The organism is Paraburkholderia sp. RL17-380-BIE-A (assembly GCF_046028085.1).
In the GTDB taxonomy this organism is placed as follows: domain Bacteria; phylum Pseudomonadota; class Gammaproteobacteria; order Burkholderiales; family Burkholderiaceae; genus Paraburkholderia.
Genome location: NZ_JARESQ010000012.1, coordinates 230,857 through 255,578 on the forward strand (window position 1 = coordinate 230,857; position 24,722 = coordinate 255,578).

General features: G+C 62.8%; 25 protein-coding genes. 7 read left to right on the forward strand and 18 right to left on the reverse strand.

Annotation, left to right across the window (positions count from 1 at the left end):
• Positions 1-155: 155 nt before the first annotated feature.
• Entirely contained in the window at positions 156-2,609 is a 2,454-nt protein-coding gene (locus P0D68_RS21670; protein WP_091802822.1) for a glycogen/starch/alpha-glucan phosphorylase, read from the forward strand.
• A 108-nt stretch (positions 2,610-2,717) separates the two neighbouring features.
• Here P0D68_RS21670 and P0D68_RS21675 read toward each other — a convergent pair whose 3' ends face one another.
• From P0D68_RS21675 to P0D68_RS21710, 8 genes are all read right to left on the reverse strand, one after another.
• Complete coding sequence (locus P0D68_RS21675) at positions 2,718-3,809, reverse strand: hypothetical protein (RefSeq protein ID WP_408299635.1); 1,092 nt, start codon at positions 3,807-3,809, stop codon at positions 2,718-2,720.
• A gap of 251 nt (positions 3,810-4,060) precedes the next feature.
• On the reverse strand, positions 4,061-4,402 hold the full coding sequence (locus P0D68_RS21680; RefSeq protein WP_408299637.1) for a hypothetical protein: 342 nt from the start codon (positions 4,400-4,402) through the stop codon (positions 4,061-4,063).
• A 210-nt stretch (positions 4,403-4,612) separates the two neighbouring features.
• A complete protein-coding gene (locus P0D68_RS21685; RefSeq protein WP_091802814.1) occupies positions 4,613-5,002 on the reverse strand; it encodes a DUF6232 family protein in 390 nt (129 codons plus the stop codon).
• A 159-nt stretch (positions 5,003-5,161) separates the two neighbouring features.
• On the reverse strand, positions 5,162-5,842 hold the full coding sequence (locus P0D68_RS21690) for an alpha/beta hydrolase (protein WP_408299639.1): 681 nt from the start codon (positions 5,840-5,842) through the stop codon (positions 5,162-5,164).
• A gap of 141 nt (positions 5,843-5,983) precedes the next feature.
• The gene (locus P0D68_RS21695; RefSeq protein WP_408299688.1) at positions 5,984-7,003 is read right to left on the reverse strand and encodes an alpha/beta hydrolase; all 1,020 of its coding nucleotides are present in this window, start codon (positions 7,001-7,003) and stop codon (positions 5,984-5,986) included.
• A gap of 46 nt (positions 7,004-7,049) precedes the next feature.
• Positions 7,050-7,478, reverse strand: a complete 429-nt coding sequence (locus P0D68_RS21700; RefSeq protein ID WP_408299641.1) for an organic hydroperoxide resistance protein — start codon at positions 7,476-7,478, stop codon at positions 7,050-7,052.
• 157 nt (positions 7,479-7,635) lie between these two features.
• Entirely contained in the window at positions 7,636-8,202 is a 567-nt protein-coding gene (locus P0D68_RS21705) for a TetR/AcrR family transcriptional regulator (RefSeq protein ID WP_091802805.1), read from the reverse strand.
• Between the two features lie 185 nt (positions 8,203-8,387).
• Positions 8,388-9,551: a porin gene (locus P0D68_RS21710; RefSeq protein WP_091802799.1), complete on the reverse strand. Its 1,164-nt coding sequence runs from the start codon at positions 9,549-9,551 to the stop codon at positions 8,388-8,390.
• A gap of 296 nt (positions 9,552-9,847) precedes the next feature.
• Here P0D68_RS21710 and P0D68_RS21715 point away from each other — a divergent pair, with 296 nt between their 5' ends.
• On the forward strand, positions 9,848-10,654 hold the full coding sequence (locus P0D68_RS21715; protein WP_091802796.1) for a MetQ/NlpA family ABC transporter substrate-binding protein: 807 nt from the start codon (positions 9,848-9,850) through the stop codon (positions 10,652-10,654).
• A gap of 122 nt (positions 10,655-10,776) precedes the next feature.
• On the opposite strand, the gene P0D68_RS21720 is transcribed toward P0D68_RS21715, so the two are convergent.
• The 3 genes from P0D68_RS21720 to P0D68_RS21730 all read right to left on the reverse strand — a co-directional run bounded on the left by P0D68_RS21720 (position 10,777) and on the right by P0D68_RS21730 (position 13,587).
• The gene (locus P0D68_RS21720; protein WP_091808806.1) at positions 10,777-11,892 is read right to left on the reverse strand and encodes a succinylglutamate desuccinylase/aspartoacylase family protein; all 1,116 of its coding nucleotides are present in this window, start codon (positions 11,890-11,892) and stop codon (positions 10,777-10,779) included.
• A gap of 247 nt (positions 11,893-12,139) precedes the next feature.
• Complete coding sequence (locus P0D68_RS21725; protein WP_091802793.1) at positions 12,140-12,922, reverse strand: ABC transporter substrate-binding protein; 783 nt, start codon at positions 12,920-12,922, stop codon at positions 12,140-12,142.
• A 422-nt stretch (positions 12,923-13,344) separates the two neighbouring features.
• On the reverse strand, positions 13,345-13,587 hold the full coding sequence (locus tag P0D68_RS21730) for a hypothetical protein (RefSeq protein ID WP_091802790.1): 243 nt from the start codon (positions 13,585-13,587) through the stop codon (positions 13,345-13,347).
• Positions 13,588-14,082: 495 nt separating this feature from the next.
• Here P0D68_RS21730 and P0D68_RS21735 point away from each other — a divergent pair, with 495 nt between their 5' ends.
• From P0D68_RS21735 to P0D68_RS21755, 5 genes are all read left to right on the forward strand, one after another.
• Positions 14,083-15,228: an ABC transporter substrate-binding protein gene (locus P0D68_RS21735; RefSeq protein ID WP_408299645.1), complete on the forward strand. Its 1,146-nt coding sequence runs from the start codon at positions 14,083-14,085 to the stop codon at positions 15,226-15,228.
• Positions 15,228-17,039 (forward strand): diguanylate cyclase domain-containing protein, encoded by a 1,812-nt coding sequence (locus tag P0D68_RS21740; RefSeq protein ID WP_408299647.1) that lies wholly within the window; start codon positions 15,228-15,230, stop codon positions 17,037-17,039. Before P0D68_RS21735 ends, P0D68_RS21740 begins: the two co-directional genes overlap by 1 nt.
• A gap of 322 nt (positions 17,040-17,361) precedes the next feature.
• Positions 17,362-17,670 carry a hypothetical protein gene (locus P0D68_RS21745; protein WP_408299690.1) on the forward strand — a complete coding sequence of 103 codons (309 nt, stop codon included), beginning with the start codon at positions 17,362-17,364 and terminating at the stop codon, positions 17,668-17,670.
• Between the two features lie 11 nt (positions 17,671-17,681).
• Positions 17,682-18,023: a hypothetical protein gene (locus tag P0D68_RS21750; protein ID WP_408299649.1), complete on the forward strand. Its 342-nt coding sequence runs from the start codon at positions 17,682-17,684 to the stop codon at positions 18,021-18,023.
• A 58-nt stretch (positions 18,024-18,081) separates the two neighbouring features.
• Entirely contained in the window at positions 18,082-18,528 is a 447-nt protein-coding gene (locus tag P0D68_RS21755; protein ID WP_408182226.1) for a lytic transglycosylase domain-containing protein, read from the forward strand.
• A gap of 69 nt (positions 18,529-18,597) precedes the next feature.
• Here the strand turns inward: P0D68_RS21755 and P0D68_RS21760 are convergent, their stop codons facing one another.
• From P0D68_RS21760 to phnG, 7 genes are all read right to left on the reverse strand, one after another.
• Positions 18,598-19,731: an alpha-D-ribose 1-methylphosphonate 5-triphosphate diphosphatase gene (locus tag P0D68_RS21760; RefSeq protein WP_408299651.1), complete on the reverse strand. Its 1,134-nt coding sequence runs from the start codon at positions 19,729-19,731 to the stop codon at positions 18,598-18,600.
• A gap of 96 nt (positions 19,732-19,827) precedes the next feature.
• Entirely contained in the window at positions 19,828-20,592 is a 765-nt protein-coding gene (gene phnL, locus P0D68_RS21765; RefSeq protein ID WP_408299653.1) for a phosphonate C-P lyase system protein PhnL, read from the reverse strand.
• Positions 20,593-20,600: 8 nt separating this feature from the next.
• Positions 20,601-21,371, reverse strand: a complete 771-nt coding sequence (gene phnK / locus P0D68_RS21770) for a phosphonate C-P lyase system protein PhnK (RefSeq protein ID WP_408299655.1) — start codon at positions 21,369-21,371, stop codon at positions 20,601-20,603.
• Positions 21,368-22,291, reverse strand: coding sequence for an alpha-D-ribose 1-methylphosphonate 5-phosphate C-P-lyase PhnJ (locus P0D68_RS21775; RefSeq protein WP_408299657.1), 924 nt, complete (start codon positions 22,289-22,291; stop codon positions 21,368-21,370). The genes phnK and P0D68_RS21775 overlap by 4 nt, the downstream gene beginning before the upstream one ends.
• Positions 22,288-23,442 (reverse strand): carbon-phosphorus lyase complex subunit, encoded by a 1,155-nt coding sequence (locus P0D68_RS21780; RefSeq protein ID WP_408299659.1) that lies wholly within the window; start codon positions 23,440-23,442, stop codon positions 22,288-22,290. Before P0D68_RS21780 ends, P0D68_RS21775 begins: the two co-directional genes overlap by 4 nt.
• A complete protein-coding gene (phnH, locus tag P0D68_RS21785) occupies positions 23,442-24,065 on the reverse strand; it encodes a phosphonate C-P lyase system protein PhnH (RefSeq protein WP_408299661.1) in 624 nt (207 codons plus the stop codon). Before phnH ends, P0D68_RS21780 begins: the two co-directional genes overlap by 1 nt.
• Entirely contained in the window at positions 24,065-24,562 is a 498-nt protein-coding gene (gene phnG, locus P0D68_RS21790) for a phosphonate C-P lyase system protein PhnG (RefSeq protein ID WP_091802759.1), read from the reverse strand. Before phnG ends, phnH begins: the two co-directional genes overlap by 1 nt.
• Positions 24,563-24,722 lie beyond the last annotated feature (160 nt).

A 24,722-nucleotide genomic window follows, 5' to 3' on the forward strand; every position in this document is an offset into this window, starting at 1 on the left:
CATGGCATGTGCGTGAGCAAGCGCTCGCGCTCGCCGGTGCCCGGTGGCCGTAGAATGTCCTACTCTGATTCTTAACCCGCCTGACCGGCACGCGCCTCCCGTCCGTCATCTGTGCGGTTCGCGTATGCCGCGTCGCTCTTTCCCCGGAGGCTTCGATGACAGCCGTCGATCTGGAATTCGACCAGCTCAACAGTACCGTCGACGCGCTACGGCGCTCAATTTCCAACCGCATGATGTACGGTGTCGGCAAGGACGCCGTCACCGCGCATCCGCATGACTGGCTGCACGCCGCGGCGCTTGCCGTGCGCGACCGGCTGGTCGCGCGCTGGATGAAGACCACGCGCCTGCAGTACGAACAGGACGTGAAGCGCGTCTACTACCTGTCGATGGAATTCCTGATCGGCCGGACCTTTACGAATGCCTTGCTGGCGCTCGGCATCCACGACCAGATGAAGGAAGCGCTCGCGAGTCTGGGCGTCGATATGGAGGCGCTGACCGATATCGAGCCGGACGCCGCGCTCGGCAACGGCGGCCTCGGCCGGCTCGCGGCCTGCTTCCTCGATTCGATGGCGACGCTCGGCATTCCGGGTTTCGGATATGGCATCCGTTACGAATACGGCATGTTCCGTCAGGAGATCGTCAACGGCGAGCAGGTCGAAGCGCCGGACTACTGGTTGCGCGCGGGCAATCCGTGGGAGTTTCCGCGGCCGGAAGTCACGTACATGGTTCACTTCGGCGGGCGCACGGTGCAGCGTGGCGAGCATGTCGAATGGATCGACACGGAGCACGTGAACGCCACCGCCTACGACACCGTCATTCCCGGTTACGACACGGACGCGACCAACACGCTGCGCCTGTGGTCGGCGCGCGCGACCGAAGAGCTCGATCTGGGCGCGTTCAATCGCGGCGACTACCGCAACGCGGTCGACACGAAGAACATGTCGGAGAACGTCTCGCGCCTGCTGTATCCGGACGACTCGACGCCGGCCGGCCGCGAACTGCGTCTGCGTCAGGAGTACTTTTTCGTTTCGGCGACCATGCAGGATCTGATTCGCCGCTATCAGCGCACGCACAGCACGTTCGGCCGCTTCTCCGAAAAGGTGGCGGTGCATCTGAACGATACGCACCCCGTGCTGGCGATTCCCGAGCTGATGCGTTTGCTGGTGGATGTCCATCATCTGCAGTGGGATAAGGCGTGGAAGCATGTCACGCAGATTTTCTCGTACACGAACCACACGCTGATGCCCGAAGCGCTCGAGACGTGGGACGTGGAGATGCTCGCGCGCCTGTTGCCGCGGCATCTCGAGATCATCTTCGAGATCAACGCGCAGTTTCTCAAGCATGTCAGCGAGCATTCGGGACATGACGGCGAGATGATCCGCCGCATTTCGCTCGTCGACGAATACGGGCAGCGGCGCGTGCGGATGGCCTATCTGGCGATCGTTGCGAGTCAGAAGGTGAACGGCGTGTCGAAGCTGCATTCGCAACTGATGACCCGCGATATTTTCGCCGACTTCGCGCGCATCTACCCGGACCGCTTCACCAACGTCACGAACGGCATCACACCGCGCCGCTGGCTCGCCCAGGCGAGCCCGTCGCTGTCGTCGCTGATCGACCAGCAGATCGGCAAGCACTGGCGCACCAATCTGTTCGAGCTGGAGCAACTGCGAAACCTGCGCAACGACAGCGGTTTTATTGAGGCCTTCCGTGAAGCGAAGCGGCAGAACAAGCTGCGGCTCGTGCATCGCCTCGCCCATCACACCAAGCTGCGTTTCGATCCGGATGCGCTCTTCGATCTGCAGGTCAAGCGCATTCACGAATACAAGCGGCAACTGCTCAACGTGCTGCACGTGATCGTGCGCTACAACCAGATTCGCGCGCATCCCGAGCGTGACTGGGTGCCTCGCGTGGTGCTGTTCGCCGGCAAGGCCGCGTCAGCATACCGGATGGCGAAGACGATCATCAAGCTGATCGGCGATGTCAGTCAGAAGGTCAATCACGATCCGCTGATCGGCGACCGCCTGAAAGTGGTGTTCGTGCCGAACTACGGCGTAAGCGTGGCAGAACTGATTATTCCTGCCGCTGATCTGTCGGAGCAGATTTCGATGGCGGGCACGGAAGCATCGGGGACCGGCAACATGAAACTCGCGCTCAACGGCGCGTTGACGATCGGCACGATGGACGGCGCGAACATTGAGATCTGCGATGCGGTGGGGCGCGAGAACATCTTCATCTTCGGCCATACCGCCGACGAAGTGGACAGCCTGCGCGCCACCGGCTACCGGCCGCGGCAAATCTACGAAGAGAACCCCGAGCTGCGCATGGCGCTCGACCAGATCCGCACGGGTTTCTTTTCGCCGGACGATCCGCTGCGCTTCTCGGATATTTTCCACACGCTGGTCGACTGGGGCGATCACTACATGGTGCTGGCCGATTTTGCCGCGTTCGCGAAGGCGCAGAACGAAGTGGACGCGCGCTTCGTCGACAAGCGCGCGTGGACCGACAGCGCGATCGAGAATGTGGCGGGCATGGGGCAGTTTTCGTCGGATCGCACGATCGGCGAATATGCGCGCAACATCTGGCATGTGAGTCCGCTCGAGATCGATTAGCGAACTGAGCGCTCCGATGTGGGGCTTAAGCGGAAAGGCCGCGCGATGGTGTGTCGTGCGGCCTTTTCATTTCGCTGGCTGTGGCAGTGGCTCTCGCCACCGCGGCGCTTACTGCGCGAGCTTCTCGACCTCGCGTGCGGCACGCAGGCCTATCTGGCCGTGCGGGAAGTCGAACAGCACGTCGATATTCTGCATGCCCATCAGGCCGATCACGATACGGTCGGCGCCCGGTTTCGCCTTGACGATCGTGACCTGCGCGCCTTCATAGCGATGCACCCATTTGCCCGAGCCCACGGCCGCATTGTAGTTGCCCTGGTTGAGCACCTTGCCGATGTCGTCGTCGCCGGTCCAGTTCGGCGCCTTGTCCATTTCGATGCGGATCATGTCGCTGCTGGCCGTGGCGAACACCAGCGGCGCGCAAAACGTCATTTTGTCGCCCACGTTGACGCAACCTCTCGGCCATTGCGTCGTGCCGTCCTGCAAGACGGTCATCGGCACCATCGTGTAGTCCTTCGTGATTGCGTTCGACGGACTCAGCACGAGGAAAGGTTTCGCGAAGTTCGCATGCACCAGGTAGCGTTGGCCGATATTGCCGGGCAGAGCACGCAGCGGCTGGGTGCAGCAGGTGTCGTCCGGTTGCGCCGCGCCGATGCCGAATAGACCGGAAAACGCCCAGCCGAATTCAGCGGTATAACCGTCCATGCCCACACAGTGCCGTGAGGTGGACTGGCAATTCACCACGTCCACGGCTTGCGCGTCGATCTGCGCCGGCTTCGTCCCCGCAATGCTCATCGGTATTTTCACGGCGGCGCCGGAGACCTGTGCGCCGTTCGTCAACGGCAGCGAACTCACCGGCCCGGCGTTCGGATAGGCGGTGGCGGGCAAGACCGACTTCAGCACGCGCACGCCTTGCGTGCCCGTGTCGAGTGCCATGTAGACCGCCTTGCCGTCGAGTTGGATCGGCAAGCCGAGGCGCGCCTGGTCCCTGTCGGCGCGATCCACCTGCAGCGGAATCAGCAGGCCGTCGTTGCCGCCGTTGAGCAGCGTGGCAGCGGGCGCAGGCGGCGTGGGAGTGGGGAAGGTGACAGCGCAGCCGCTTAGCGCGACGAGCGCGGCAGTGATGACGAGCGCGGCCGCGCCAGAACGGCGCCCGCTGAGGCGCAAATGCCGGCGCGGGGCGCCAGGAGACGACAGGAGCATAGATTACGCTTTGCAAAAAGGCGGTCCCTGACGAAGGCGAGGCATCGCGAGCCGCGAGGCGGACAACACGCGGGAGCAATCTCACTGGATTGCCCCTGCGTGGACAGTGAAACCGCGACGCGTGCAGGCCTGCGGGAAGGAACACGCAATAACAGGAGCGGCGACTCTACATGGCCACTCGAGCGCAATTGCAAAGATGTGTGAAGGTTTGCATGCGGCGGGAAAGCGGCGCATGCAAGTTTCGATCTACGTCAATGTTCGCGCGGACGACGGATCACGGTTGCCTGCGCGCGGCCAAGCGTAGCGCGATCGAGCGCGGCGGTCAGCAGGCCGATCACGTCGTCGAGGGTGCGGGAGGTCACTTCCACGCGAAACGTCACGCGCTCGCGTTGCTGATCGACGGTGACGACATAGAGACGCAGATCTTCGCCGAGCGCGGCGTGTAGCGCGCGCCGCCCATTGGCCGACGAGGTGCCGGGCACGGTGACTTCGATAATGACGAGCGGCACGACCACATGCGTGCGGCGCGCCATGCGCGGCGTGCGCGAGTTGCGCGTGGCGGAGGGATCGGACGTTGCAACGAAAGTGAGCATCGTGATTGCGCCGACCCGGCGGGCGGCGCGTTGTTGACACCAGCTCACTCTAACCACGCGCGCCTCAACGGCGCGCAAAAGCTGCTGCGCGGCGAATCAAAATTGTGTTAACACGGCGGGTGGCAATTTGCCGCTGCGCGGCGTGTGGCCCACGTGGGCCATCTGCCCCACGCTTGCCCCGTGCGGCGCGGCGCGTGGCTGAGCGCGCCGTCAGACCTTCGGCGTGGCGGCTGTGCTTTTGGCTTCGTTCACGGCCGCGCCGACGCGCTCGACGAAATCACGATCGGTGCTCATCAGCGCTTCGCGCTCGCCATTCGCGGTTTGCACCATCAGGCGATGGGTGATGTCCTGAGTCGCCCAGGTGAGCCAGCCGACCACGGCCAGCATCGTGCCGCACACCATGCCGACTGGCGAGCGCAATATCCCGCCGACAATAGCGCCGGCGAGGCCGACGAGCGAAATCGCGAGTGGCAAGGCCTTGTTCTTCTGCACGGTGACGACCTGCACGCTCACGATATCGCGCAGCGGAAAGACCTGACCGGCGGCCGAGAGTGCATTGCGCGTGACCGACACGCCACGATCATTGAAAGGGGTTTCCATCGAGTCCAATTCAAGCGGTAGCAAAGGGCGCAGCGTACCAGACTTCAAATGCCTAAAGGTGCGGGATTTCTTGACGTCCGTCAGGTGGATCGCGAGGCGGTGCGGGCGACCGGCCGCTGCCGCCGCAAGATTCTGAAAGAGTTCGGCGCGCCCGGCGCTCTACGCCAGTGCCGCGATACGCGCACCGAGCCACTCGCGCAGTGCGGCGACTTCTTCACCGCACACGGAATGTTCCATCGGATAGGCATGCCATTCGACCTTGTTGCCCTGCGCCAGCGCAAAGTCGCGCGCGGCCTCGCCGAGCTGGATCGGCAATACCTCGTCGTATTCGCCGTGCGCGGCAAAGATCGGCGTTGCGTGGTTCGCGGGTGCGAGGTGACGCTGGATAAAGGCTCTGGAGGGCAAGTAACCTGACATGACGATCAACCCGCCAAGCGTCGCCGGATGCGTGAGCCCCACTGTGTATGTCATCGCGCCACCCTGCGAAAAGCCGGCGAGAAATATTTTCGAGGTCGGAATGCCGCGCTCGTTCTGCCCGGCGATCAGTTGCCGCACGGATGCGCAAGACGCTTCGATGCCCGCCTCGTCGACCTGGCGCTCGATCGACTGGAACGAGCGGATGTCGTACCACGCGCGCATCACGTAGCCGTTGTTCGCGGTCACCGCCATCTCCGGCGCGTTGGGAAACACGAAACGCACGGCGGGTTCATTGGCGAGACGCAATTCCGGCACCAGCGGCACGAAGTCGTTGGCGTCGGCACCGAGACCATGCAGCAGGATCACGGCAAATTCAGGATTCGGTGCGGTTTCGATTTCAATGGTCTGCGGCGTGGTGGTCATGGCGTGCTGCTCCCTGGCGTCGGCATGGTCGGATGACCGGAACCAGCACGATACCGCATAGCGTGCGAGCCGGATCAGCCGCGGCGCGAGTATCGACGATACCCGCGCCGCAGCCGCTTGCCAAAGGCTTTACTGCGGGCCTTACTGCAGACGTTGCTTCAGTTCGTTAGCGAGTTGCCGCGTGGCCGCTTTGGTCGGCGCATCTTCGGCCAGCGCGTTGAGCAACCCGAAGTCGTGAATCGTGCCGTCGTAACGGACGGTGGCCACTTCGTCACCGGCTGCGTCGAGCTTGCGGCCGTAAGCTTCGCCTTCGTCACGCAGCACGTCGGATTCGGCGACCTGAATCAGCGCCGGCGGCAAGCCTTTCAACTGCTCCGTCGTTGCGCGCAGCGGCGACGCATAGATCTCGTTGCGCTGCTTCGGATCTTTCGTGTAGGCGTCCCAGAACCACTTCATCATCGGCCGGGTCAGAAAGTGGCCTTGCTGGAACTGATTGTACGAGCCGTCGTTGAAATTATTGTCCGTGACGGGCCACATCAATCCCTGGAAGCGGATTGCCGGGCCTTGCTTGTCTTTCGCCATCAGGCTCACCACCGCGGCCATGTTGCCGCCGACGCTGTTGCCGACCACGGCGAGGCGATTGCCGTCCACGCCGATTTCGTCGCCGTGCGCGGCAACCCACTTCGTGGCGGCATAGCCCTGGTTGATCGCGACCGGATAGCGAGCCTCCGGCGAAGGCGTGTAGTTCACGAAGACCGCGACGGCGCCCGATTGCACCACCAGATCGCGCACCAGACGCTCGTGAGTCTGGAAGTCGCCGAGTATCCAGCCGCCACCGTGGAAGATCATGAACACGGGCAACGTTCCGCTTGCGCCGTGCGGACGGACGATCGTCAGCGGCACGCTGATGCCGTCCTGCTCGATGGTGCGATTGGAGACGTCGATACCCGACAGATCGACTTTCACGCCGTTCTGTGCATCGACCAGAACTTGCCGTGCCTGGGCAGGCGGCAAGGTATTGATCGCGGGACCCTTGCCGCTGTTCAGCGCACTCAGCAAGCCGGACGTTAAGCGGTCGGGGGTGGCTTGTGCAGCGGGGCTTGCCGCAAAAGCGGAACCGAAGGCGAGGGCAGAGGCCAGCAGCACGGGGACGAACTTGATCATGATGAACTCCGGTGAGCGCAATAGTCAGGAAGAGGGCTTGGGATTAGACGAGCGTGAGCGTGACGGCGATGTTGTTGCGCGTAGCGTTCGAATACGGACACACGATGTGCGCCTTGTCGACGAGCGCCTGCGCCGCGTCTTGCGCCATGCCGGGCAGCGAGATCTTCAACTCCACTTCGATTCCGAAGCCATTCGGGATCGCGCCGATGCCGACGCTGCCCTCGACGGAAACGTCAGCGGGAATCGCGATGCGCTCGCGCGCGGCGACGAACTTCATCGCACCGACGAAGCACGCGCTGTAGCCGGCCGCGAACAGTTGCTCAGGATTGGTGCCCTCGCCACCGGCACCGCCGAGTTGCTTCGGCGTGGTCAGCTTCAGGTCGAGGTTGCCTTCGGGCACCACGGCGCGGCCGTCACGGCCACCGGTTGCCTTGGCGTGAGCGCGGTACAGCACGTTGTCGATCTTGGTCATGGTCAACTCCTTCAGTTGGGTATCTACTACTAGATAGATAAATGAGGCTAAAAAAGGACGCGTGATCCGCGCCGGTAACTCATGCTTGCAGTCTATCTACTTATAGGTAGACTGCAAGATAAAAATAAAGAGGCGGATGCCCACCTCCGTAACAGCTCTACTGCGATTTCTTCCACGATGCTTCTACATCTTCCAGCCGGGCCTTCGTTCCGAACAACCGGCTTGCTAGCACACTGCCTTGATACGCGGCGTACAGCGCACGCGCGGCGGCCTCGGGCTTGCCGTTCACTACCAGCGTGCGCTCCTGCGCGCCTTGTGCGAGCACTTGCGCCAGCCACTTTTCGTTGGCTTTGAAAAACGCCTGAATCGCCTCACGAATGTTCTCCGGCAACGACGCGATATCCGACGCCAGCATGCCGCACAGACAAATCTGGTCGCCGTCGCCGAGCGTTTTGCCAAACAGCCGGGTGTACTTGCTGAGCTTCGTATTGGCCGGCAGTTTGGCGTCGATTGCGTGCAGCGCAGCTAGCACTTCCTTGCTGTATTCGTTGACCGCCTCCAGCACCAGATCGTCTTTCGACGGGTAATAGTAGTGGATGCTCGAAGTCTTGACGCCGACCAGTTCGGACAGGTCGCGGTAGCTGAAACCGTTGTAGCCACGCTGCATCATCAACGTGATGGCGTGATCGAGAATCTGCTCGCGGACTGTCGGGGTCGTTTCCATGAGCGAACTTTATCTACTACTAGATAGATAGTCAAGCGGTTTTTTGCATCTAAAGAAGAAGTGGGGTGGTGTGTGGGGTACGGCGAACGTCCTTGTGTCGTCCCAAAAGAAAAACGCCCCGCAGGGCGTTTTTCCAGACTCTCAATCCAGCAAGGAATTCGCGTTCCCTGCAGAGAGAAACCCGCTTAGAACTTATGACGGATACCGACGCGGAACGCCAGCTGGTTGTCCGACCCCGTGCCCGACGTGCTGAAGTAGCTCGTGCTCGAACCGATCTGCGCCTGCAGATCCTGGCCCTTGTTGCGGCCGGCAGCGATCTGATAGATACCCAGTGCATACACGTCCGTACGCTTGCTCAGCGCGTAGTCGACGCTCAGGTCCACCTGGTTCCAGTGGCCGGTGCTCGCGTCGCTCAGGTGCATGTACGTGTAGCCCGCGCCTGCCGTCAGTGCCGGCGTGAACGCGTACTTCGCGCCCGCTTCGTACGCGGTGAACGTCGTCGAGCTGCCCGAGATCGGTTCGAAGCGCGTGTTCGTATACAACGCCCACAGCGTCGCCGCGCCGATCGAGTAGCGGCCGCCCACGCCGAACGTGCGCAGATCGCGGACCGTGCCCGTCGTCACGTTGGCCATGGCCGTCGAGAACGTCGGGGTTGCCTGACCCGGATACCGGATGTCCGTGTATGCCGCGCCAACGCCGAACGGGCCGTTTGCGTAGTTCAAGCCGAAGCTGTAAGCGCGCGACGAACCCGCGACCGGTGCAGCGGTCGTGCCGGTTGCCGGCGCGCCTGCGAATGCGCCAGCCTGGTTCGAGAAGCCGTACATCGCGCCGAAGGTCAGGCCCGCGAAATTCGCGCTGCTGAACTTGACTGCGTTGTTGATACGGCTCGACGTCAACTGGTCGACGTCGTTGATATGGTAAGCGTAGTTACCCGCGACGGTCTGGCCGCCGGTCGAGTAGTTGCCGCCCAGATAGTCCGTCGAAAACGAGTACTGACGGCCGAACGTCAGCGAGCCGACGCCGTTCTGCGACAGACCGACAAACGCTTGACGGCCGAACAGCGCGCCGCCCTGGCCGAGCGTGCCGTTGCCGCTGTTAAATCCGTTCTCCAACACGAACAGCGCCTTCAGGCCGCCACCCAGGTCTTCCGTGCCGCGCAGGCCCCAACGGCTGCCTTGTGCGACGCCGTCGTCGTACTTGAAGAGGTTGTCGTGGCCCGTTGCGGTCTTCGAGTTGTTCACGTAGCTGATACCGGCGTCGATCAGGCCGTACAGGGTGACACTGCTTTGCGCGTGAGCAGCGGAGGCGAAGACGGCGAGAGTAGCGGCGGCAAATACTTTTTTGTTCAAGACTTTCTCCGATTAAAAATTAAGCGATCGCGACGCCGGGCTCTTTGGCCGGGTCGTGCGATGGCCCGAAATTTAAGGGAACGCAGAGTAAGGTATGTGACAGCTTTGCTTATTTTCCGAATCTGTCGCGTGAGCGCGACACTCACATAGCTTCGCCAACTGAAATCGAGCAGGGCACGCGCGTATAAGCTTTTTCCCGCTCGTGCGTATAAGCGTGTGAAAAACGATTGGTTTTCCGCCGTCGCAGCCGCATGCGACGATGCGCGCCTACCAACACATCACATGTAGGAAGACGCATGCAACGCCGGACAATCCTCCAGAACCTGCTCGCCATCGCCGCCTTTTCGCTGACGGCCACGTTCGCGCACGCGGACGACAAACAACTCAAGATCGGCACGATGAGCGGCCCGGACGCGCAAATCTGGTCGGTCGTGACGAAAGTGGCGGCGCGCGAAGGTCTGAACGTCAAAGTCATCGAATTCAACGATTATGTGCAGCCGAACGCTGCGCTCGACGCGGGCGACCTCGACGCCAACGGCTTTCAGCACCAGCCGTTTCTCGACAGTCAGATCAAGCAGCGCGGCTACAAGATCGTCAACGTCGGCCTGACCTATGTGTCGCCGATGGGCTTCTATTCGAAGAAACTCAAGTCGCTCAAGGACTTGCCGGAAGGCGCGAAGGTCGGCATCCAGAATGACCCGTCCAACGGCAATCGCGCGCTGCTGCTTTTGCAGAAGTACGGTGTGATCAAGTTGAAGCCGGGCGTCGGCACGAACGGCGTGAACGCGACACCGCTCGATGTCGCTGAAAATCCGAAGAAGATCAAGCTGGTGGAACTCGATGCCGCGCAATTGCCGCGTGCGCTCGGCGACCTCGACGCGGCTTCGATCAATACCGATTACGCGGTCAAGGCCGGCCTGCAGCCGACCAAAGACGCAATCGCGATCGAAGACCTGAAAGGCCCGTACGCGAATCTGATCGCGGTGCGCGAGCAGGACCGCAATCAGCCGTGGGTGAAGAAGCTGGTGGCGGCGTACGAATCGGACGAAGTGCGCAAGTACATCGATACGCAATTCAAAGGCGCGATCATCCCGGCTTTCTGAGCATGGTTTGACTGATGCCGCATAAATGCAAATCGCCCGCTGTTTCAGCGGGCGATTTGCATTGTGGCTCGAACTCTCGCGGTCGTGCCGCGCGATAAGGCGGCACGAGCGAGATTTTTGCCTTAGTTGCTCAGCAGCGAGCCGCTGCGGAACGCCTTCGCACCGGCAATGCGCGCGAATTCCAGACCGGCCGTCGCAAAGCGCGTCAAATGCCGTGCGTACAGCACGCCGGCCACGCTGCTCTTGAGCGTGACGACTTGCTCCGTCAGCGGATCGACGATATCGGCGATCTCATGACCCACGTCGACCCATGTGCCCACTTCACAGCGATACACCAGCACGCCGCTGATCGGTGCGACGATCGGCTCGGCGCCGGCGAGCGGCGTGGCGGCGAATTCGAGCGGCGGCAGCGCGGCAGCCGTGCCGTCGATCACGCCACGCGAGGTCAGGTATTCGATGATCGCCTGCGCGTCATGCTCGGCGTACTCGTACGACACTTCGCGCTGGCCGCGGAGTTCGATCGTGACCGAGATCGAGCCGTTCGGAATCGGGAAGCGGTCGCCGTAGCGGCCACGCAGATCCGACCAGCAGAAGCTGTGAATTTCGTCGAACGGATTGCCCACCGAATTGAGCGCGAGCAGCGATGCCTTGGCGTCCAGGTAGCAGGCGAGCGGCTCGACTTCCGGCCACAGGTCCGGGTTCGTGTAGAGGTGCATCGCCGCTTCCCAGTCGCAATGCAGATCGAGCACGACGTCGGCGTCGTATGAAAGCTTTTGCAGCGCGAGGCGCTGCGATTCGAGTTCGGTCTGCGGCGTTTGCGCGTCGAGCGCCTCGCGCATGGCCGTGCGGATCGCCGTGCGGTTTGCGTCGAGATTGTCAGTCAGGCGCGACTCGATCACCGGCTGCACCAGCGCCGACAGATCGTGGAAATTGCGGTTGAAGTTCTGCGCCGTGTTGGTTTCGAAACGCCCGGTCAGATGGCCGAGAAAGTGCTGATTCAGGCCGATCGGATTGGCCACCGGCACGATCACGACTTCGCCGCGAATCTTGCCGGCCGCTTCCAGCGCCGTCAGCTTGCGGCGCAGTGCCCACGAGACCAGCATGCCGGGCAGTTCGTCGGCGTGCAGCGACGACTGGATGTAAATCTTCTGGCCGCCGCCCGGACCGTAGTGGAAACTCGTCAGGTTGCGGGCGGTGCCGAGCGTCGGAGCAATCAGCGGATGGGTTTGGGTTTGCATGGTTTTCAAATCCGCGGCCAACTGGGCGTGCCGCGCTATCTCGTTGATAACAGTGGGGAAACTTGCTTGATAGCCGGTCAGTCTCGGGCCGGCGGGCGGCGCTTTGCGGGCGCCTCGATCGCACGATCTTAGCCGATATGACGCAGTGTGTGGTTTTATGCGGCGCTGTAAATGAAACGGGCTCCGCCTGTGGCGGAGCCCGTTTCTGCAAACCGGCAGGGCGCGTCGTCAGACGCGCATGGCCAGCTTAGCCGCCGTACACGTCGAAGTCGAAGTACTTCTTCTCGAGCTTCTTGTACGTACCGTCCTTGATGATGTCGGCGATTGCCTTGTCGACCTTCGCTTTCAGATCGGTGTCTTCCTTGCGCATGCCGATGCCTGCGCCGTTGCCGAGGATCTTCGGATCGTCGAGGTTCTTGCCGACGAAGTCGAAGCCGGCGCCGCGCGGCGTCTTCAGGAAGCCGATTTCAGCTTGCACTGCGTCTTGCAGCGCTGCGTCCAGACGGCCCGACAGCAAGTCGGCGTAGACCTGATCCTGGTTCTGATACGGCACGACCTTCGTGCCCTTCGCTTCCCAGTACGTCTTCGCGTACGTTTCCTGGATCGTGCCTTGTTCCACGCCAACCGTCTTGCCCTTGAGCGAGTCGGCCGTCGGCAGGATGCCCGAACCCTTCTTCGCCACGAGGCGCGTCGGGGTGTTGAACAGTTTGTTCGAGAAAGCGATCTGCTCGGCGCGTTGCGGCGTCATGGACATCGACGACAGCACGCCGTCGAACTTCTTCGCCTTCAGGGCCGGGATCATGCCGTCGAAGTCGTTTTCGACCCACACGCACTTGGCCTTCAGGCGCGCGCAGATTTCATTGCCGAGGTCGATATCGAAGCCAACGAGCTTGCCGTCCGAGCCCTTCGACTCAAACGGGGGGTAGCTGGCGTCAACGCCGAAACGGATGGTCGACCAATCTTTAGCGTGTGCGCCAATCGAGACGGTAGCAAGCAGAGCAACCGTCAAAGCCGCTAGCAGTTTTTTCACTGTTTTACTCCTCGGTGTAGTTCAAATACGCCCGCATGCGGTTGTGCCGCTGCGGGGCACCCGGCGCGACTCACGACCGGGCTTGGGTTGAAGCTGCCAGCCGGGGCGGCCAGCAGCGCGCGCCAAGCTTATCAGTTCAAAAAGATTGGGTAGCTAGTGAAACACCGGATGGCGCAAGAGGCTGGCTTCTAATGCGTGAATGTGGTGGAGATGCGAAAGCGTCGCTGATGCGGATCGGGTGGCAACGTCCGCTCGTCTCGCGTACGTGTCGCGCACGTAATGCCGCAGTAATGAAGTTGGCTAATTTGCGTGCGTGCGTGCGTGCGTGGGTGGGTGCGTCACCTCACGTCGCGGTTGTCACGGCTGCCCGGATGGTGCACGTTCCCACGCGCTTCCGCGCAGGCAGAGCACAAGACGGCGATTCACTCCTTGGCGAGCGAATCCGCGCGTTCCGCGCCGACCTCGCCGCACCAGAGTGCGCCCTTGTCCATCATCTGCGCGTCCTGTGCGGACATACCCGCGCAGGTGCCGCGCATGTCCTGGGTTTCGCGCTGGGTGCGCTCGAGTGCCGCACGATTCATTTCGCCCTGAAGCCAACTGCCGAAGCACGCAATCGATCCGGCCGCCACGGCCACCCACACCCATTCTGTTTTGCTCAAGCGCATTGTCTGTTTCTTGTCCGACTCGTCGACTACCCGGAAGACAGGCCGCGCGGCATCGCGCGACGCTGCCTTCGACCGCCGGCGGCGGACTGGGCAGGCGAACGTTTATCGGCATCCGCGCGGCGTTTCTTTAGCAATGTGTCGCGGGGTTTGTCCTCGCACAATTTAGCCGCGACTCTTACGTGTTAAGACGCAGATCGCTCGTGTTTCACGAGTTCACATGTTTCAAACGGCCGTAGTCGAGTTAAAGATTCCGCATAAACTGCCGTTAAATGCAGATGAGCGCGCTTGCTGTATCCCGTTTGAAGGAATTTGTTCGACTCGGCGAAGCCGACAACCAAAAATGGTTTTCTTAGCGCTATCATCGTTGCTCCTCGCGCCCGGCCCAATGCCTCACGCAGAGCGTATCTGTCTGAAGAATGTCGCCGGACGACAGTCCGCGGATCGATTCCGTGCGTCGACGCTCGCCATCAGGTCTTCTGCTAAACGGTGTTGTATATGCACATAATGTTTGCGGCAGATGAAAAGCGCGTTTGTAAACGATTCTTTCAATCACGAATCGGCGTGTTTGCGCGCGCCTATTTATTGTGTCGCAGCGTTTGTCTGGGACTTTTGACATTTCTACCCGGCGTGGTTTTTTCCGTCGGCCTTTGTGCGGCCGCGCCGGTTAAAGCCGACGACAACGTCCTGCGCGTGCTCGCGTGGCCAGGCTACGCTGACGCCGACGTTGTGAAGCGTTTCGAGGCGCGTTACAAGGCCCGCGTCGAAGTCACGCTGGTCGATTCCGACGAGGCGCTATGGGCGCAGATGCATGCGAAAGGGACGCCGCCCTTCGACGTGCTCGCCGCCAATACCGCCGAAATCCAGCGCTATACCGAGGCGAATCTTTTGGCGCCGCTCGACCTCGCCAGGTTGCCGAACACCAGAAAACAATTGCCGCGCTTTCAGGCGCTTGCCTCGATTAGCGGCATCACGTCGGGCGGCAAGGCATACGCCATTCCGTTCACGTACTCGTCGATGGGCTTGATCTACGACCGCAAGCAGGTCGCCGTGGCGCCGCGCTCCATGCGCGAATTGTGGAATCCGCGTTACCGCGGCAAGGTGCTCGATTTCAACAGTGCGCAGCACAATTTCTCGTTCACTGCGTTGGCGCTGGGCTATTCCCATCCCTTTCAACTCGATGCCGCGCAAATGCGCACGATTGCTCACAAACTCGTCGATCTGCGCCGCAATCTGTTGACCTATTACACGTTGCCCGAGGAGGCGACCGCGTTTTTCATCCAGCATAAGGTTGCGTTGATGTTCGGCAACTACGGCACCCAGCAGGTCGAGTTGCTGCGCCGGGCGGGCGCCGACGTGGGCTATGTGATTCCCGACGAGGGCGCGCTCGCATGGCTGGATTGCTGGTCGATGACACGCGCGGCGGCCGATCAGCCGCTTGCGCTCGCGTGGATCAATTACATGCTCGAACCGGACGTCAGCGCATTGCTGACACAACGCCAGGGACTCGCCAATACGTTGACGGCGCCCGTGGAAAACAGCGATAACGCGCGTATCGTGTGGATCGGTCCGGTGGAAAATACTCAGCGGCGCGAGGACCTGTGGGCCAGAATCGTGTCCGGGGACCGGTCGGAGCGTTTTTGATGATACGCCCCGGGCTGACCTTCAAATTATCCGTGCTGCTCGCGTGCATCGGCGTGCTCGCGTCAGGCGCGACCGGCTATTACGCGTATCGCGCGAACCGCACAATGCTCGTGAACGAAGCCGGGCGCAGCCTGCTTACGTCGACGGAATTGCTGGGCCAGCGCTTTTCCGCCTCGATCGACGATGTCGGCTCCGACGCGCTGGTGCTCGCGAGCATGCCGTCCACGGCGGACATCGCGCAGACCGACGACGGCGTCGGCCCGAACGCGGCCCGCGAACGGCTGGCGCAGGTGTATTCCAGTTTCATGGTGCATCACCTCGAGTACCTGCAAATCCGCCTGATTACGCGCCAGCACTATGGGCTCGAACTGGTCCGCTTCGACCGCGACGCGGACGGCCTCGTGCGGGTCGAAGGGAAGAACCTGCAGGAGAAAGGTCAGTTTGCCTACGTATTCGACACGCTGACGTTTGCGCCGGGCCGCATTTACATTTCGCCGATCTCGGTGAACCATGAGTACGGCTCGCATGCAGCCCAGGGCAAGCCGACGCTGCGGCTCGGCACGCCTGTGTCGAACGCGCATGGCGACGTGGTGGGCGTCGTCGTGATCGATATCGATCTGGAGGCGCTGTTCAAACGGCTGCAAAGCGATTTGCCGAGCGACTATCGGGTCTACCTCGCCAACGAATGGGGCGATTTCCTCGTTCATCCGGATGCCTCGAAAACCTTCGGCTTCGATCGGGGCCGGCGCGTGCTGATGCAGGACAGTTTCTCCGTCACGAGGCCGCTCTTCGAACAGTCGCAAGGTGAGGTGCTGGTGGACGGTCTTGCGCGGCCGAAGCAGGCCGCCGGCCAGGTACTCGCTTTCGTGCGCAGGCCTTTCGGTGATCTGGCGGGCAACCGCTTCATCGTGCTCGGTCTCGCCAAGCCGCTCGAAGACGTCCTGTCCGGCGCGAATCTGCTTGGCAACAGTATCGTGCGCATGGTGCTGATTTTCAGTGTGCTGGCGCTGTTCCTCGCCATTCTGTTCGCGCGCGCGCTGACCAAGCCGCTGCACATGCTCGCGCATGCGGCAACGCATCTGTTCGCCGAACACGCCATGCCTACGCTGCCGCTCAACCGGACCGACGAGATCGGCGTGCTGGCGCGCTGCTTCGACCGGCTGCGGCGCGAAATCAAATCGCAAATGGACGTGCTGCACGCCAAGCAACGTGAACTCGTGCATCTCGCCACGCATGACGGACTGACCGGACTGCCGAACCGCGTCCTGTTCATGGAGAAGCTCGAAAGCGCGATCGAGGAAGCAACGCGGCGAGAGGAAGGCCTCGCCGTGCTGTTCGTCGACCTCGACCGTTTCAAGCAGATCAACGACCAGTTCGGCCATTCCGTCGGCGACACGGTGCTCGCCGCGGTGGGGCGTCGCCTGAAGCAGGTGCTCTGTTCCGCGGACCTGGTGGCGCGTTTGGGTGGCGACGAGTTCATCGTGCTGATCGAAGGGCCGCGCGCGGCAGAGGCGGCGCCCGCGATCGCCTCGCGCATCATGGAGGCGCTGAACGAAGAGGTCCGGGTTGAAGGGCAGAACATGACGGTGGGCGCGAGCATCGGCATTAGCCAGTTTCCCGACGACAGCGGCACGGCGGAAGAATTGCTGCTCAACGCCGACGCGGCGATGTATGCGGCTAAATCCGGCGGACGTTGCGCGTATATGCGTTACCAGGATGTGCTCGAAGCGCGCCGGCGCGAGCAGGTCGAGGCGCACACGCAGGCCGACGAGGGCGCAACGCAAGGACACGAGGCCGAACCGACGGCCTGATGCAGCCAAACCGCGCATCCTGCTTTCCAGTCGGCTTTCCAGCTGCTTGCGATCTGCTTTCCGTCTGCTGCGCCTGCTCCTTTTTTCTCGCCGGAATCACGAGGCAACTTTGCCTCCATTTTCGCTTCGCCGAGCGTCGAAGCAATCGTTTGCGCCCATCTTGAGACAAGTTTTTTTGATTTTCGGTGAAGCGTTTCCGCCGTATCAACTTTCCCTCGAGGTTGCCGAAAACTCCGTTATAGCAATGAATCGACGGGAGATTTCCGTGAAGCGACAGATAGGGTTGCTGGCTGCCGTGTTCGCGCTCGCCGGCTGCGCCCAGATGCCGCCGCCGAGCGCGGCCCATACGGACAAGGCGCCGAACGAGGTGCTCAGTTTCGACATTCCGCCTGACGCGCTCGGCGCGCGAGATCCGCAACTGACCACCGTGCTCGCGAAGGCGGGCGCACTCGCCGCCGCGCAGCCGCAGTCCACGGTCGTTCTCGTGACGGCGCTGGGGCAGGACTTCGCGTACGTGAATCAGGCCGTGTGGAAGGGCGTGCCGGCCCAGCGCGCGGCCCGGGTGAACTTCGAGAACCGCACCGCCGGATTGGGGCAGCCGTATAGCGTATCGATCAGGACGGTCCAATGAAGGAGGGCACCGTGACCGTTCGCATCATTTTGCTGGCGCTGGCCATGCTCCTCAGCGCGCCGGCCTTCGCCGGCCAGCCTGGCGCGGACCTGCAATCCGCCGGCGCGTTTCCCGCCGCGGCGGACAAGGTGTATCCGCCGTTGCCGTCGCTGGCCATGCTGCCGCCGCCGGGCGCGGGCGATGACGAATTGCCGGTGAAGCCGGTAACGCATCGAAAGAAAACGCATGTGGCGGCGCAGGCGCAGGAGCGCAGAAGCCCGCCCGCCCCGGTCGTGCGGATCGTCGTGTCCGACGCCTCGCATGCGTATCTCGACTCGGTGCAACGGCAGATCGATCTGGCGCTGGCCAGATAAACCGGCCGGCGCTTCGACGCGGGTCACGCTGCATCACTATCAAACGGAAGGATGCGTCATGTCCTTGAAGATTGTCTTCTCAGCACTTGCCTGCCTGTCGGTATGCGGCGCCGCGCAAGCAGCCGACGACTGCTTCAACGAAGCAGCGGCTTATCAGGGCGTGAATCCGTGGGTGCTGCGGGCACTCGCATGGTACGAATCGAAGGGCGACGCGAGCGCGATACGGCAGAACGCAAATGGCTCGATCGACGTGGGTCAGTTGCAGATCAACTCGATTCACTTCGACGACCTCGCGCGCGAAGGGGTGCCGCATCGCGCGCTGGTCGATCCGTGCGTGAACGTGTATGTGGCGGCCTGGCTGCTGAAACAGAAGATGGTCAAGCACGGCAATACGTGGCGCGCGATCGGCGCCTACCATTCGGAAACGCCGAAACAGCGCGACGCCTATGCGCGCGGAATTCAGAAGGTGCTGGTGGCGTGGGGGCAGTTGCCGTCCGCGCGCTGAACCCGCTCACCAGGCACCAGGCGCGGACTGCGCGTCCGGCGAGCCATCAGGGTCTTGAGCGCCTTCCCTTCAAACGATCCGTGCGCCGCCGCGATATGTAGCGCGCGGCACCGGCAGCCTGTCGAGCATGGTTACGCGCACGAAGTCCGCACGCAAGCCCGGTTCGATCGCGCCCCGGTCGTGCAAGCCGGCGGTGCGCGCCGGTTCGGCGGAGACGGTTGCCATTGCGCGCGGCAACGTCCAGCCGGCCTCATCGACCAGCTCGAACACGGCGGTCATCAGGCTCGACGGCACATAATCCGACGACAGGATGTCGAGCAGGTCCGCTCGTGCCAGTTCGAGCGCCGATACGTTGCCCGAATGCGAGCCGCCGCGCACGATATTCGGCGCGCCCATGATGGTCGAAATGCCGTGCTCGCGCGCGGCTTCGGCGGCGATGCGGGTGGTCGGAAACTCCGCGAGCACGATGCCTTCGGCTTTGGCCTGTTCGACGTGTTCGATCAGCGTGTCGTCGTGGCTTGCCACCGGAATGCCGAGCCGGTTGCAGCGCGCCACGATCTCGCGGCGGTGCGCGTCGGCGTACCGTGCCTGTTCGACCGAGAGTTCGGTGAGCGCGGTCGCCACGTGTTCGTCGCTCAGTTTGCCGTTGCGTTCCTGAAAGCGGCGCCATTGCTCGCGGTCGTGCCACTGACGCTGACCGGGCGTGTGATCCATTACCGAGGCGAGCCGCAGCAACGGATGCGCGCACAACGAATCGAACACTTCTACCACGTCGGCGGTGGCGATTTCGCAGCGCAGATGCAGAAAGTGTTCGGCGCGCAGCAGCTTGCGCTCGGAGAAGCGCGTGAGCGCTTCGGCGCATTGCGTTTGCAGATCGCGGCCCCGCAATCCTACGTTCGTGCGCGAACCGATGGCGAGCGCATCGAATACGGTGGTGATGCCGGCCGCGGCCACCTGGGCGTCGTGAATCACGAAGGCCGCATCGGTATTCCATTGCACGCCCGGGCGCGGCGCGAGATGCTTCTCGAGGTTGTCCGTGTGCAGTTCGATCAGGCCGGGCAACAGATAGTCGCCGTCCCAATCTTCGGCTTCGCGCGCCGCGGTCGTGCCGCGCTCGACTTCGCGGATCACGCCGTCTTCGACGCGAACCACACCGGTGAATACTTCGTCTCGCGTCACGATGCGAGCGTTCCTGATCAACATCGACTTGCTCCGTAGTCAGTCAGACTTGAGTGTGGGCTGTGCGTACTGCGGCCGCATGTGTCAGTGTAGTGCCGTTGCGCGCCCGATTTGTGTCATTCAGTGACGCAGCGGCGGCTTCAGTTCCAGGCGGCGCGTGGCGACCTTGTTGCGCGTGTCTTCGTCGTGAAAGATGCCGACGATCGCCGCGCCGCGCTCGCGTGCTTCGACGATCAGGTCGGCGACCACGTCGCGGTTGTCGGCGTCGAGTGAGGCCGTGGGCTCGTCGAGCAAAAGCAGCGGGTGCTTGGCAATCAAACCACGCGCGATATTCACGCGCTGTTGTTCGCCGCCTGAGAACGTGGCGGGCGCGAGCGACCACAGCCTTTCTGGCACGTTCAATCTGGCGAGTAGCGCAGCGGCGCGCGAGCGTGCTTCGTCTTCCGGCACGCCGCGCGAGAGCAGCGGTTCGGCTACGAGCGTGAGTGTCGGCACGCGTGGAATCACGCGCAGAAACTGGCTCACGTAACCGACCACGCTGCGGCGCAGGCGCAGTACGTCGTGCGGCTCAGCCCCGGTGATCGATACGGGCCCGCCGTCGTTTCCAAGGTCGCGAATCGCAATCGAGCCGCTCGTCGCCAGATAGTTGCCGTACAGGCAGCGCAGCAGTGTGCTCTTGCCCGCGCCCGACGGCCCGACCAGCACCACGCACTCGCCTCGCTCGATCTCGAGCGAGACGCCCGCCAGCGCTTCGATTCGCACTCCGCCCTGGCCGTGCAACACAAAGGTCTTGCCGATGCCGACCGCGCGCAGCATCAGCGCCGCGTTGTCGACGAATGCGTGCTCGGCGGCGCGCGCTTCAGTGCTTGTTTCAATGGATCGCATTGTGAACCTCAAACCGGCAGAACCGAGGAAACCAGCGTTTGCGTGTACGGGTGCTGCGGATCGTCGAGCACCTGGTCGGTCAGTCCCGCCTCGACCACTTCGCCGCCTTGCATGACCATCAGCCGGTGCGCGAGCAAACGCGCGACGCCGATATCGTGCGTGACGATCAGCACCGACAGATGCAGCGTCGACGTCAGCGTGCGCAGCAGATCGAGCAGGCGCGCCTGCACCGATACGTCGAGGCCGGCGGTCGGTTCGTCCATGAAGACGAGCCTTGGACCGGTGACGAGATTGCGCGCAATCTGCAAACGCTGCTGCATGCCGCCCGAAAACGCCGCCGGAAATTCGTCGATGCGCGAGGAATCGAGTTCGACGCGCTCCATCCACTGCGTGGCCGCGTAGCGGATATCGCCATAGTGGCGCGCGCCGACGGCCATCAACGGCTCGCCGATGTTCGCGCCGGCCGAGACGCCGCTGCGCAGTCCATCGCGCGGATTCTGCTGAACGAAACCCCATTCGGTGCGCATCAACAAACGGCGGCGCGGTTCGGACAAGGCGAGTAGATCGAGCTGGTCGCCGTGAGTAGCCGTGTAGTGAAGCGAGCCGCTGTCGGCCGCGGTCTTGAGCGCGAGCGTGTTCAGCAGCGTGGTCTTGCCCGAGCCTGATTCGCCGACAATGCACAGCACTTCGCCCGGATACAGGTCGAAGCTGACGTTTCTGCAGCCATTGCGGCCGCCGTATTGTTTGGTGAGCGAGCGGGCGGCGAGGAGCGGCGTCATGCGTGTTCTCCCTCGCGCGCGGCACGCAACGGCAAATCGGGTTCTTCGTCGCCGCGGCGTTCGTGGCAGTAGTCGCTGTCGGAGCAGACGAACATGCGTTCGCCCGCATCGTCGACGATCATTTCGTCGAGGAAGCTCTCAGTCGAACCACATAGCGCGCAGGCGTGCTGCCACTTCTGCACTTCGAACGGATGATCGTCGAAGTCGAGGCTGCGGACGTGCGTGTAAGGCGGAATCGCGTGGATGCGACGCTCGCGGCCGGCACCGAACAATTGCAGCGCGGGGTTCATATGCATCTTCGGGTTGTCGAACTTCGGAATCGGCGAAGGCGAAGTCAGATAACGGTGGTTGACGATTACCGGGTAGTCGTAGGTGGTCGCGATGCTGCCGTGATGCACGATGTCCTCATAGAGCTTCACGCTGATCAGGCCGTAATCGGCGAGCGCATGCAGCTTCTTGCACTCGGCGACGCGCGGTTCGAGGCGAAAGAGCGGCTCGGGCATTGGCACCTGATAGACCAGAATCTGCCTGTCCGTGAGCGGTGTTTCGGGAATGCGGTGACGGGTCTGGATGATCGTCGCCTCGACCGTGCGGCGCGTGGTCGCCACGCCGGTGGTGCGCGCGAAAAAACGGCGAATATTGACCGCGTTGGTGGTTTCGTCGGAGCCCTGATCGATCACCTTCAGCGTGTCCTGTCGGCCGATGATCGCCGCGGTGACCTGAATGCCGCCGGTGCCCCAGCCGAACGGCAGCGGCATTTCACGCGAAGCGAACGGCACCTGATAACCCGGCACGGCCACCGCCTTGAGCAACGCGCGGCGCAGCATGCGTTTGGTCTGCTCGTCGAGGTACGCGAAGTTGTAGCCGTCGGCCGCGCTGTCGTACGAGGCGTTGGCGTGGGATGTGTCGGGCGCGTTCATGCTGCCTGCTCCTGCTGACCGTTGGTTTGATCCGCGCGTTGCTCGATGCCCTGATCCTGATTCTGCGCGGCGTGCTGCGCGCGCAAACGGCGCACGAGTTCCAGCTCCGACTGAAAGTCGACGTAGTGGGGCAGTTTCAGATGCTGCACGAACCCGGACGCTTCGACGTTATCGCTATGCGAGAGCATGAATTCGATATCTTGCGTGGGCGAAGCCAGCGTTTCACCGAGTTCCTCGGCGCGCAATGCGCGATCCACGAGCGCCATCGCCATTGCCTTGCGCTCCGAGTGACCGAACGCGAGACCGTAGCCTTGCGTGAAGGTGGGTGGCACGGCGCCGCTGCCGGCGAACTGATTGATCATCTGGCATTCGGTTATGTCGATGTCGCCGATTTCAACCGCTTCGCCCAACTCGTCGAGTTCCATTTCCACGGCGATCGTGCCGAAGCGGATCTCGCCCGCGAACGGATGCGAGTGCGCATAGCCGCGCTGCGTCGCGTATCCCATGGCGAGCAGAAAGCCTTCGTCGCCGCGCGCGAGATTTTGCAGACGCGTGGCGCGACTTGCCGGAAAGGCGAGCGGCTCGCGCGAGAGGTCGCCGGGTTCCGGCGCGTTCGGCGTGGGGCGTTCCTGTTCGATCAGACCTTCTTTGTCGAGCAAGGTGACGACGCGGGGCATGGCTTCAACTTCAGAGCCGGCAGTTCGACTCGAAGACGACGACGTCGCGCTTGCCGCCGTGTCGCCATCCGCTAACAGCGCGAAATCCAGCAGACGTTGCGTGTAATCGTAAGTCGCGCCCAGCAACTGGCCGCCGGGCACGTCCTTGAAGGTCGCTGAAATACGGCGTTCCACCTGCATCGCTTCTGTATCGATCGGTTGCGTGTAGCCGAAGCGCGGCAGTGTGGTGCGATACGCGCGCAGCAGGAAGATCGCTTCGACCAGATCGCCGGCGGCCTGCTTGATGGCGAGTGCGGCGAGTTCTTCATCGTAGACCGAACCTTCGGTCATGACGCGCGCCACCGCGAGGCGCAATTGTTCGCGAATCTGCGCGACGCTGAGTTCGGCCAGCCGCGTGTCGCCGCGGCGTGCCTTGTCGAGCAGACGCCACGACGCTTCGATCGCGCGTTCTCCACCCTTGACGGCAACGTACATCAGTTCACCTTCGCTTGAGTTGTGCGCGGCAGGCCGATCAGGCGCGTGCCGCAGACAAGATAACAATCGACACCGCAGGGAAACAGCGGAGCGAGGGCGGCGCGTTCGCGCCAGAAACGTTCGGGCAGGCCGACTGGAGCAATCGTCGCGGTGTGCTGGATGCCCGGGCCGCTCAGCACGATTGGCGCGCCACCCGTGAGTGCTTCGACGCGGATCAACAGCGTGACCGACTGTTCGGGCGATTCCGCTGCGCCAAGCGTGAAGCTCTCCAGCGGCGGTGACGTGCCGGCGTCGTGGATGTAGGCAAAGGCGGCTTGTGCGGGTTCGTCGACGAGCGGCGCGCCGGTGTGAAAACGCAATGACGAACCGAGCGCCGTATCGGGTTGCGCGAGCCACACAGGCGTCGCGTAGTCGCAGAGTGCGAGCAGCGCGGCGAAGGCGGCAAGCTCCACGCGCGTGGCCCGCACTTCGGGCAACACGTTCTGGATCACGCCGACCGTGCCCGGACGCGACAGCGCATCGAGCAAAGTGCGAAACACCGCCTGGGTGTCGTGCACCGGATCGGCGAAACCTGACGTTAAGTCGGTCAACGCGCTAGACAACGCAATCTGTGAGTTTTCCATTAGTCGCCCCGAACCATCGTGAAGAATTCGACGCGCGTGGCCGCGGCGTCCTGTTGCCGCCCGGCGCGTTTCGCGGCCTGCTGCGCGGCTAACGGCTCTATCAGTTGCTCATGCAAGACGGCGTGATGCGCCGGCATTTGCAAGAGGGCGTCTGCCAGCGCCGCCAGTTCGGCGCGGCGGCGGTCGCGGCCCAGATGGCACGCCACGCCAACCGTCGCGTCAGCGTCGGCCGACGCGCGCAAACGCAAGGTGGCGCGGGTGACCGTGGCTTCGCCGAGATTGAACGGGTCGCCGCTGCCGCCGATCCGCCCGCGCACCATGGCGAGGCCGATTTCCGGCGGACGCAGCCAGTCATACGTTGGAGTGGGGATTCCCCGCAAGGCGCGTTCGAGCGCGGCTTCGAGATCGGCTCGTGGCGTGCGGGCCAGCACGGCCATCCATGCGCGCCGGGCCGACGAGGGCAGGGCGGTGGAAGGCGAGGTGGAAGTGGCACTCATCGAATGTCCTGTTGTTCCAGCGAGTCAACATTTGACCATCTATTCATCTAAACGTCTAGATGTTTAGGGGTATGCTTGTCGAGCCGTGTAGCGCATACCCGCCGTTTCACATTTCCATCACGGCTTGCGCACTACAATGCACGTCATAGCGATTATTTGA

Bases quoted from the DNA above. Each gene is read 5' to 3' on its own strand.
- P0D68_RS21670 (WP_091802822.1), top strand. From the start codon at position 156: ATGACAGCCGTCGATCTGGAATTCGACCAGCTCAACAGTACCGTCGAC.
- P0D68_RS21675 (WP_408299635.1), bottom strand. From the start codon at position 3,809: ATGCTCCTGTCGTCTCCTGGCGCCCCGCGCCGGCATTTGCGCCTCAGC.
- P0D68_RS21680 (WP_408299637.1), bottom strand. From the start codon at position 4,402: ATGCTCACTTTCGTTGCAACGTCCGATCCCTCCGCCACGCGCAACTCG.
- P0D68_RS21685 (WP_091802814.1), bottom strand. From the start codon at position 5,002: ATGGAAACCCCTTTCAATGATCGTGGCGTGTCGGTCACGCGCAATGCA.
- P0D68_RS21690 (WP_408299639.1), bottom strand. From the start codon at position 5,842: ATGACCACCACGCCGCAGACCATTGAAATCGAAACCGCACCGAATCCT.
- P0D68_RS21700 (WP_408299641.1), bottom strand. From the start codon at position 7,478: ATGACCAAGATCGACAACGTGCTGTACCGCGCTCACGCCAAGGCAACC.
- P0D68_RS21705 (WP_091802805.1), bottom strand. From the start codon at position 8,202: ATGGAAACGACCCCGACAGTCCGCGAGCAGATTCTCGATCACGCCATC.
- P0D68_RS21715 (WP_091802796.1), top strand. From the start codon at position 9,848: ATGCAACGCCGGACAATCCTCCAGAACCTGCTCGCCATCGCCGCCTTT.
- P0D68_RS21720 (WP_091808806.1), bottom strand. From the start codon at position 11,892: ATGCAAACCCAAACCCATCCGCTGATTGCTCCGACGCTCGGCACCGCC.
- P0D68_RS21730 (WP_091802790.1), bottom strand. From the start codon at position 13,587: ATGCGCTTGAGCAAAACAGAATGGGTGTGGGTGGCCGTGGCGGCCGGA.
- P0D68_RS21735 (WP_408299645.1), top strand. From the start codon at position 14,083: ATGCACATAATGTTTGCGGCAGATGAAAAGCGCGTTTGTAAACGATTC.
- P0D68_RS21740 (WP_408299647.1), top strand. From the start codon at position 15,228: ATGATACGCCCCGGGCTGACCTTCAAATTATCCGTGCTGCTCGCGTGC.
- P0D68_RS21745 (WP_408299690.1), top strand. From the start codon at position 17,362: ATGCCGCCGCCGAGCGCGGCCCATACGGACAAGGCGCCGAACGAGGTG.
- P0D68_RS21755 (WP_408182226.1), top strand. From the start codon at position 18,082: ATGTCCTTGAAGATTGTCTTCTCAGCACTTGCCTGCCTGTCGGTATGC.
- P0D68_RS21760 (WP_408299651.1), bottom strand. From the start codon at position 19,731: ATGTTGATCAGGAACGCTCGCATCGTGACGCGAGACGAAGTATTCACC.
- phnL (WP_408299653.1), bottom strand. From the start codon at position 20,592: ATGCGATCCATTGAAACAAGCACTGAAGCGCGCGCCGCCGAGCACGCA.
- phnK (WP_408299655.1), bottom strand. From the start codon at position 21,371: ATGACGCCGCTCCTCGCCGCCCGCTCGCTCACCAAACAATACGGCGGC.
- P0D68_RS21775 (WP_408299657.1), bottom strand. From the start codon at position 22,291: ATGAACGCGCCCGACACATCCCACGCCAACGCCTCGTACGACAGCGCG.
- P0D68_RS21780 (WP_408299659.1), bottom strand. From the start codon at position 23,442: ATGTACGTTGCCGTCAAGGGTGGAGAACGCGCGATCGAAGCGTCGTGG.
- phnH (WP_408299661.1), bottom strand. From the start codon at position 24,065: ATGGAAAACTCACAGATTGCGTTGTCTAGCGCGTTGACCGACTTAACG.
- phnG (WP_091802759.1), bottom strand. From the start codon at position 24,562: ATGAGTGCCACTTCCACCTCGCCTTCCACCGCCCTGCCCTCGTCGGCC.